The sequence below is a fragment of the Actinophytocola sp. genome, from assembly GCF_036402745.1.
GTDB lineage: Bacteria > Actinomycetota > Actinomycetes > Mycobacteriales > Pseudonocardiaceae > Actinophytocola.
On the sequence record NZ_DASWSJ010000361.1, the window covers coordinates 1 to 7,313 of the forward strand.

7 protein-coding genes, 1 rRNA gene and 1 pseudogene are annotated in these 7,313 nt (G+C 73.2%); 2 read left to right on the forward strand and 7 right to left on the reverse strand.

All coding sequences use genetic code 11. The features are described 5' to 3' along the window. A pseudogene (locus VGD70_RS32400) lies at window positions 1–138 on the forward strand (type I glutamate--ammonia ligase); the annotation flags it as partial. 87 nt (window positions 139–225) lie between these two features. Here VGD70_RS32400 and VGD70_RS32405 read toward each other — a convergent pair. Continuing rightward, entirely contained in the window at window positions 226–780 is a 555-nt protein-coding gene (locus tag VGD70_RS32405; RefSeq protein WP_331088147.1) for a helix-turn-helix domain-containing protein, read from the reverse strand. Between the two features lie 85 nt (window positions 781–865). On the opposite strand from VGD70_RS32405, the gene VGD70_RS32410 reads away from it, so the two are divergent. Continuing rightward, window positions 866–1,258: a nuclear transport factor 2 family protein gene (locus VGD70_RS32410; protein WP_331088149.1), complete on the forward strand. Its 393-nt coding sequence runs from the start codon at window positions 866–868 to the stop codon at window positions 1,256–1,258. Here the strand turns inward: VGD70_RS32410 and VGD70_RS32415 are convergent. The 6 genes from VGD70_RS32415 to rrf form a co-directional block, all read right to left on the reverse strand. Continuing rightward, a complete protein-coding gene (locus tag VGD70_RS32415) occupies window positions 1,255–1,683 on the reverse strand; it encodes an acyl-CoA thioesterase (protein ID WP_331088151.1) in 429 nt (142 codons plus the stop codon). The two genes, VGD70_RS32410 and VGD70_RS32415, sit on opposite strands and share 4 nt — an antisense overlap. Before the next feature lie 53 nt (window positions 1,684–1,736). Further along, window positions 1,737–4,724: a bifunctional [glutamine synthetase] adenylyltransferase/[glutamine synthetase]-adenylyl-L-tyrosine phosphorylase gene (locus VGD70_RS32420; protein WP_331088153.1), complete on the reverse strand. Its 2,988-nt coding sequence runs from the start codon at window positions 4,722–4,724 to the stop codon at window positions 1,737–1,739. 10 nt (window positions 4,725–4,734) lie between these two features. Continuing rightward, complete coding sequence (locus VGD70_RS32425) at window positions 4,735–5,490, reverse strand: type 1 glutamine amidotransferase (protein ID WP_331088155.1); 756 nt, start codon at window positions 5,488–5,490, stop codon at window positions 4,735–4,737. A gap of 34 nt (window positions 5,491–5,524) precedes the next feature. Continuing rightward, window positions 5,525–6,367 carry a GNAT family N-acetyltransferase gene (locus VGD70_RS32430; RefSeq protein WP_331088157.1) on the reverse strand — a complete coding sequence of 281 codons (843 nt, stop codon included), beginning with the start codon at window positions 6,365–6,367 and terminating at the stop codon, window positions 5,525–5,527. A gap of 39 nt (window positions 6,368–6,406) precedes the next feature. After that, a complete protein-coding gene (locus VGD70_RS32435) occupies window positions 6,407–7,099 on the reverse strand; it encodes an alpha/beta hydrolase (RefSeq protein ID WP_331088159.1) in 693 nt (230 codons plus the stop codon). A gap of 77 nt (window positions 7,100–7,176) precedes the next feature. After that, window positions 7,177–7,293: ribosomal RNA gene (gene rrf / locus VGD70_RS32440) — 5S ribosomal RNA — on the reverse strand. Between the last annotated feature and the right edge of the window lie 20 nt (window positions 7,294–7,313).

Below are 7,313 nucleotides of genomic sequence, written 5' to 3' on the forward strand. Positions count from 1 at the left end.
CACGAGTTCCTGCTCGAGGGTGGCGTCTTCACCCCCGACGTGATCGACACGTGGATCGACTTCAAGCGCGAGAACGAGATCGACCCGCTGCGGCTGCGCCCGCACCCGTACGAGTTCGCCCTGTACTACGACGTGTGATCCACCCCTGAGCAACGGCCCGGCGGTCGCGGAGAAGTCCCGGCCGCCGGGCCGTTTTCTGTGTCCGGCAGGGGGTTCGGCATGGGTTCAGCGTGGGCGCAGACCGTCGAACAGGATCGCCAGGGTTCGCTCCCGTAGGGCCGGGCCCTGGTTGTGTTCGGCGGCCAGGCAGGCGCCGGCCAGGAGGACCATCACCTCCGGGAGCTCGACGTCCGCGCGGATCTGGCCTGCTTCCTGGGCGCGCTCCAGCAGGGTGCCGATCACCCGCAGGGCCTCCTCGCGAATCGCGCGGACCGAGCTCTTCACGTCCAGGCTCAGGACCGCCATCGTGTCGGCGAAGGCCTTCTTCGTCGCCGCCTCCACGACCAGGCGGGTGAAGAACTCCTCGAACGCCGCGCCCGGGTCGGCCGACTCCACCCGCGCCTCGGCGACCACCCGGGACAGGCGGCGGACCACGATCGCCTCGTAGAGGGCCTCCTTCGTCGGGAAGTGGCGGAACACCGTGCCGATCCCGACCCCCGCCCGCCGCGCGATCTCCTCCGTCGACGCGGTCGCGCCCTGGGCGCCGAACACCTCCTCGGCCGCCTCCAGCACCCGCTCCCGGTTGCGGCGGGCGTCCGCGCGCATGCCCGGCGGTGTCATCGAGCCTCCTTGACAAGCGGAGTGATCAGTCCGTATCGTCGCGGTAGCGGAGTCATGACTCCGATTCTACGGGAGGAGACCCACCATGTCCGACAGCCCGCGCGAGGTGGCACAGCGCCTGCTGGCCTGGATCATCGAGAAGCGATGGACCGAGCTGCCCGACCTCTACGCCGAGGACACCGTGGTGGCGCAGCCGTTCAGCCCGGGTTCGACCGTGCTGCGCGGACGGGCACAGCTGGCGGAGCACTTCGGCGGCGCCGCCGGAATGCCGTTGCGCATGGCCGCACGCAACGTCGTGGTGCACGAGACGGCCGATCCCGAGGTGGTGGTGATGGAATACGACTACGACGTGGAGGTGACCACGACCGGGCAGGCGTTCACCGTGCCCAACATCCTGGTGATCCGCGTGCGCGACGGCCGGATCGTGGCCTCGCGCGACTACCACGACCACCACGTGATGCGCGCGGCGCTGAGTTAGTGCTGGTCGAACGCGGTAAGCACCGCCGGGTCGAACCCAGCGGCCTCGAGCGACGTCCGCGGGTCGGCGAGGAGCTTGCGTGCCTCGAGGTCCATCAGCCCGACGATGCAGTAGATCTCCGCGGACACCGTGCCGTCGGCCTTGGTGATCATCGAGTTGACGTTGAAGGTCTTGCCGGTGCCGAACTTGACCTCGCAGGACACCTCGATGTCCTCGTTCGCACGTAACTCGCGGCGGAAGTTGACCGTGGTGCTGAGCAGCACCGGCGCGGTGCGCCGGCCCATGAGCCCGTCCCAGTCGCAGCCGGCCGCGCGGAACCCGTTCATCCGCGCGACCTCGGCGTACTGGTGGTATACCGCGTGGTTGACGTGCCCGAGCGCGTCGAGCTCGTAGCTGCGCACCACGATGGGGATGCGGAAAGTCACGGCCCAACTGTAGGAGCGAGCACCGACAAAGACGCGCCGATGAGACCGACGGCTCAGTCCTCGTAGAACAACCGCTCCACCACACCGCGGGCCCGGCGCAGCGTCCGCCGGTAGGAGTCGAGGAACTCACCGGGGTCGGCGTCGGGGCGCAGCACGGCGGCCACCGCCGTCAGCTCCCGGCCGGAGGACGGCAGCTGGTCGGTGACCTTGCCGCGCACGACCGTGATCGCGTTGCGCGCGCGGGTGGCCAGCAGCCACGCCTCGCGCAATGCGGTCGCGTCGACCTCGTCCACCAGGCCCGCCGCCGCGGCCGCACCCAGGCCGTCGATCGTCGACGTGGTGCGCAGCGACGGCACCTCGTGGGCGTGGCGCAGCTGCAGCAGCTGCAGCGTCCACTCGATGTCGGCGAGGCCACCCCGGCCGAGCTTGGTGTGCGTCGCGGGGTCGGCGCCGCGCGGCAGCCGCTCGGTGTCGACCCTGGCCTTGATCCGCCGGATCTCCCGGGTGCGCTCGGCGTCGAGCCCACCCTCGGGGTAGCGCAGCGGGTCGATCATCTCGATGAACCGGGCGCCGAGCTCCTCGTCGCCGGCGACGGGCCGCGCCCGCAGCAGCGCCTGCGCCTCCCACACCTGCGACCACTGGCCGTAGTAGGAGCGGTAGGACTCGAGCGTGCGCACGATCGGCCCCTGTCGGCCCTCCGGCCGCAGGTCCACGTCCACGTGCAGCGGCGGGTCCTGGCTCGGCGCGCCGAGAAACTTGCGCACGCTCTGCGCCACCCGCGAGGCGTACCGCACCGCGTCCGAGTCGGACACCCCCTCGGCGGGCTCGCACACGAACAGCACGTCCGCGTCCGAGCCGTAGCCGAGCTCCGCGCCGCCGAGCCGGCCCATGCCGATGACCGCGATCCGCGCGAGGTGCCCGCCCGCCGACACCGCCTCGGCGCGGTCGACCGCGGCGAGCGTCGCCTGCAGCACCGCGACCCAGACGCTGGACAGCGCGTGGCACACGGTGAGCACGTCCATGAACCCGAGCAGGTCCGCACTCGCCACTCGCAGCAGCTCGTGCCGGCGCCCCGAGCGGGCCGCGGCCACCGCGTTGCCGAGGTAGCCCTGCCGGTTCACCGCCTGCCGCAGCGACGTCGCGACCTCGGCGGTGTCGCGGCCGGCGAGCTGCTCGGGATCACCCAGCAGCCGCAGCGCCTCGGGCGCGCGGACCACCAGGTCGGGCACCAGCTTCGAGGTGCCGAGCAGCCGGGCGAGCCGCTCGACCACGGCCGCCTCGTCCCGCAGCACCCGCAGGTACCAGTCGGTGCCGGCGAGCGCCTCGGACACCTTGCGGTACGCGAGCAGCCCGCCGTCCGGGTCGGGCGTCTCGGCGAGCATCTCCAGCAGCGCGGGCAGCAGCGTGCGCTGGATCGCGGCGCGCCGGGACACCCCGGCGGTGAGCACCTCGATGTGGCGCAGCGCGCCGTCGGGGGCCGCGTAGCCGAGCGCCGCCAGCCGCGCCTCGGCCGACTTCGGCGACAGCCGCAGCGCGTCGCTCGGGACACGCGCCACGGCTTCCAGCAGCGGCCGGTAGAACAGCTTCTCGTGCAGCCGGCGGATCCGGCGCAGGTGCCGGTGGAACTCGTCGGCCAGCACCGCGCTCTCGGACCTGCCGCGCTCGGGCTTGATGCCGGCGGCGCGGGCGAGCCAGCGCAGCTGGTCGGTGTCGTCGGCGTCGGGGAACGTGTGGGTGCGGCGCAGCTTCTGCAGCTGCAACCGGTGCTCGAGCAGCCGCAGGAACCGGTAGGACTCCCCCAGCTCGGCGGCGTCGGTGCGGCCGACGTAGCCGCCCTCGCCGAGCGCGGCCAGGCTGTCCACAGTGGACCGGCGGCGCAGCGACTCGTCGTTGCGGCCGTGCACGAGTTGCAGCAGCTGCACGGCGAACTCGACGTCGCGCAGGCCCCCGCGGCCGAGCTTGAGCTCGCGGTCGAGCAGCTCGGTGGGCACGTGGTCCTCGACCCGCCGGCGCATCGCGCGCACGTCGTCGACGAAGTTGTCCCGGTCGGCGGCCGCCCAGACGAGCGGCCGGACGACGTCGAGGTAGTCCTCGCCGAGCTCGGCGTCCCCGGCGATCGGGCGGGCTTTGAGCAGCGCCTGGAACTCCCACGTGCGGGCCCAGCGCTCGTAGTAGGCGGCGTGCCCGTCGAGCGTGCGGACCAGCGGGCCCGCCTTGCCCTCGGGTCGCAGCGCCGCGTCGACCTCGAAGCACGCCTGCCCCGCGACCCGCAGCAACGTGGCGGCCATGCGGGTGGCGGTGTCGAGGTCGCCGTCGCCGACGAACAGCACGTCGACGTCGCTGACGTAGTTGAGCTCGTTGCCGCCGCACTTGCCCATGGCGATGACCGTGAGCCGGCAGTTCTCGCGGACCTCGCCGACGTCGGCGGCGGCCACCGCGAGCGCGGCCCGGATGGCGGCCTCGGCGAGCGTGGTGAGCCGGCCGGTGGTCTGCGCGTAGCTCGGCACCGGCAGGTCGCGCTCGATGAGGTGGCCGAGGTCGTCGGCGGCGATCTCGAGCAGCAGCCCGCGGTAGGCGGCCCGCAGCGCGCGGGTGGCGTCCGCCTTGGCGAGCCCGGCGACCGGGTACGGCCCGGAGCGGTCGGCCTCGACGGCGTCGAGCAGCACCCCGGCGTAGTCGGCGACCGAGTGCTGCCGGTCGGTGAGCAGCCGCCGCCACTCCCCCTGGCGCGGGATCACGAAGTCGGCGAGCGCGGTGGAGCCGCCGAACACGGCGAGCAGCCGGCCGCGCAGCCCCTTGTCGGTGGCGATGGCCCGATCGAGGCCGGGCCAACCGTCGGGGTCGGTGGTGCGGATCCGGTCGATGACCCGCAACGCGAGGTCGGGGTCGGGGGCGCGGGACAGCGCGATCATGCTGGCCTCGCGGTCGGCCGTGGGGCCGGCCTTCCCCCACCAGCCGGCCGTGCGCAGGTACTCGGCCGCACGGTCATCGGTGAGCCCGTAGCGCGCGATCGAGGGCGCGGAGCGAACGCGGTCGGCCATCGGTTCGCGCCTAATGGCCGAGCATCGGCAGCTGGGTGCGCGCCTGCTCGGCCGGGGCCACGTCGCCGGCGGCGAGCCCGACGAACCGGGCGGCGACCGGGCGCCACGTCTCCGCGAGGTCGGCGTGGAGCTCGTCGAGGCGCTCGGCGGTGAGCTCGCCGGGGCGGGCGAACTCGGCCTCGCGCGGGAAGTCGCGGGCCCACAGGAGCACGGTGTCGGTGGTGGTCTCGATGTGGAACTGCAGGCCGTAGACGCACCGGCCGACCCGGAACGCCTGGTTCGGGTAGCGGGTGGCGGAGGCGAGCAGCACGCTGTTGGCCGGCAGCCGGTCGATGACGTCGGCGTGGAAGTGCAGCACGTCGGGCATGAACGGCAGCTCGGCGAACAGCGGGTCGGTCCAGCCGACATCGCGCTTGGCGACAAGGTGCGGGCCGACCTCCGGCCCGTCCTCGCCGACGTCGATCCCGCCGCCGGTGGCGACGGCGAGCAGCTGCGCGCCGAGGCAGATCGCGAGGGTGGGCAGCTGCCGGCTGACGGCGTTGCCGAGCAGCCGGCGGATGTCGGCGAGCCACGGGTGGTCGAGGTCGTCGAGCGCACCCATCGCGCCGCCCAGGACCACGAGCCCGGCGTAGCCGTGGAGGTCGGCGGGCAGCGGGTCGGCCGGCGGGGCGAGGACGTGCAGCTCGGCGCCGGCGCCGGTCAGCCACTCGCCGAGGGGGCCCACGGGGTCCTGGGGATCGGGCTGGATGACGAGCAGACGGGTCACGGCTTCCAGGGTAGCCACGCGGTTTCGGGGCTCGTCACGGTGCGGGCGTGAACTCGATCTCGCAGGTGTCCGACACCGGCCGGTAGCCGATCTTCTGGTAGATCGAGTTCGAGGTCGGGTTGGCGAGGTCGGTGAACAGCAGCACGTGCGCGGCGCCGGCGTCGCGGGCCCACCGGGAGGCCGCGGCGGTGGCGGCCGAGCCGTAGCCGTGGCCGCGCCGCTCGGGCCGGGTGTAGACCGGGCCGACGCGGGACATGCCGTCGATCGGCGCGCCGACGTTCGCCCAGGACACGACCTCGCCGTCGCGCTCCCACAGGGTGAGCGCGTCGCCCCGCGCTATCGAGCGCAGGATCAGCTCCTCGACCCGGTCGGTCTCCCGGTCGTGGCCCAGCGCCTCGAGCTGGAAGGCCCGCCGCCAGCCGGCGAGGAGCGCGACGTCGGCCTCGGTGCCCAGGCGGAACCGGCCCGGCACGGTGGGCGGGCGCAGGTCGCCGAGCTCGTAGAGCCGGCCGGCCATGGCCTCGTGGACGTCCGCGCCGGTGTGCGCGGCCCACGCGGCGGCGAACGCCTCGGCGAGCTCGCGCGGCCCGTTGACGCCGGGCAGCTCGGGGTCGACGCCGGCGAGCGCGGCCGCTGCCGCGGGGGCGGCGTCGGCGGGCAGACCGCTGACGATGAGCGGCCACGGCGGGGTGCGGAACGTCGCGCCGTGCAGGGCGCCGTCCCGGTGGACGGTGAGCATGACCGGGGAGACGGCGGGGTCGTCGAGGAAGCGGGACATCACGGTGAGCGCGAGGGTGTGCCGGACGGGGTCGGCCGAGTACCAGCTGCCGAGCGCGGACCGGAACTTGCGCGGATCATCGTGTGCCTGCACGTCCATGACTCAGGTTGACGCCCCGGCCGGACGCCGTCCAGCGAATTAGCCCAGTACCTCGGCGCGGTAGGACTCGAGCCAGTCCACGAGCGCGTCCGGGTGGCCGAACGCGACGAGGTGCCCGCCGGGGATCTCGTCCGGCGTGATGCCGAGCCGCTCCTTGGCCAGCCGGCGGGCGAGGTCGAGCGGAAAGAGCCGGTCGTCGCGGGCGACGAGGACGCGGGTGGGGACCGCCGGCCAGGACTCGAGCGGCCACGGCTGGGCGAAGATGCTCTCGGACTGGCCGGGAACCCCGTGTTCGAGCACCGCGGCGACGACCTCGTCGGGCACGTCGTGCAGGAAGGTGGTCACCACGTCGAACGCGGCGTCGGGGTCGCGGCCCTCGCGCTCGTCGAGCTCGCGCTGGGCCTGCGGCTGGCCGGTGTTGCCCCACCACTCCCCCGGAGTCTCGCCGGGCGCCGGGATCATCGGCGCGACCAGGACGAGCAGCTCGACGGGAACCCGCTGGCAGACGATCGGCGCGGTGAAGGCCCCCATGGACTGGCCGACGACGACGAGGTCCGACCGGTGCCCGACGGCCTCGACGACGGTGTCCGCGTAGTCGGCGAAGCCGGCGTTGTCGTCACCGATCGGCAGGTCGGGCGCGATGACCTCGTGCCCGCGCTTCTCCAGCAGCGGCGCCACGCGGTGCCAGTAGAACGCGTCGGAGGCGCCGTGGATCAGTACGTAGGTGGCCATGCGGCACACCCTTCCGCACGAACTCGGAAAAGCCAACGAGCCCCCGCGAAAAATCGCGGGGGCTCGTCAGAAAGAATGTTCGGCGGTGTCCTACTCTCCCACACCCTGTCGAGTGCAGTACCATCGGCGCTGGTGGGCTTAGCTTCCGGGTTCGGAATGGGACCGGGCGTTTCCCCACCGCTATAACCGCCGAAACCCTATGAAACTGTAACCA

What these genes read in the sequence shown, in the direction of transcription:
- VGD70_RS32430 (WP_331088157.1), bottom strand. Translation starts at nt 6,367, where the DNA reads ATGGACGTGCAGGCACACGATGATCCGCGCAAGTTCCGGTCCGCGCTC.
- VGD70_RS32405 (WP_331088147.1), bottom strand. Translation starts at nt 780, where the DNA reads ATGACACCGCCGGGCATGCGCGCGGACGCCCGCCGCAACCGGGAGCGG.
- VGD70_RS32410 (WP_331088149.1), top strand. Translation starts at nt 866, where the DNA reads ATGTCCGACAGCCCGCGCGAGGTGGCACAGCGCCTGCTGGCCTGGATC.
- VGD70_RS32420 (WP_331088153.1), bottom strand. Translation starts at nt 4,724, where the DNA reads ATGGCCGACCGCGTTCGCTCCGCGCCCTCGATCGCGCGCTACGGGCTC.
- VGD70_RS32435 (WP_331088159.1), bottom strand. Translation starts at nt 7,099, where the DNA reads ATGGCCACCTACGTACTGATCCACGGCGCCTCCGACGCGTTCTACTGG.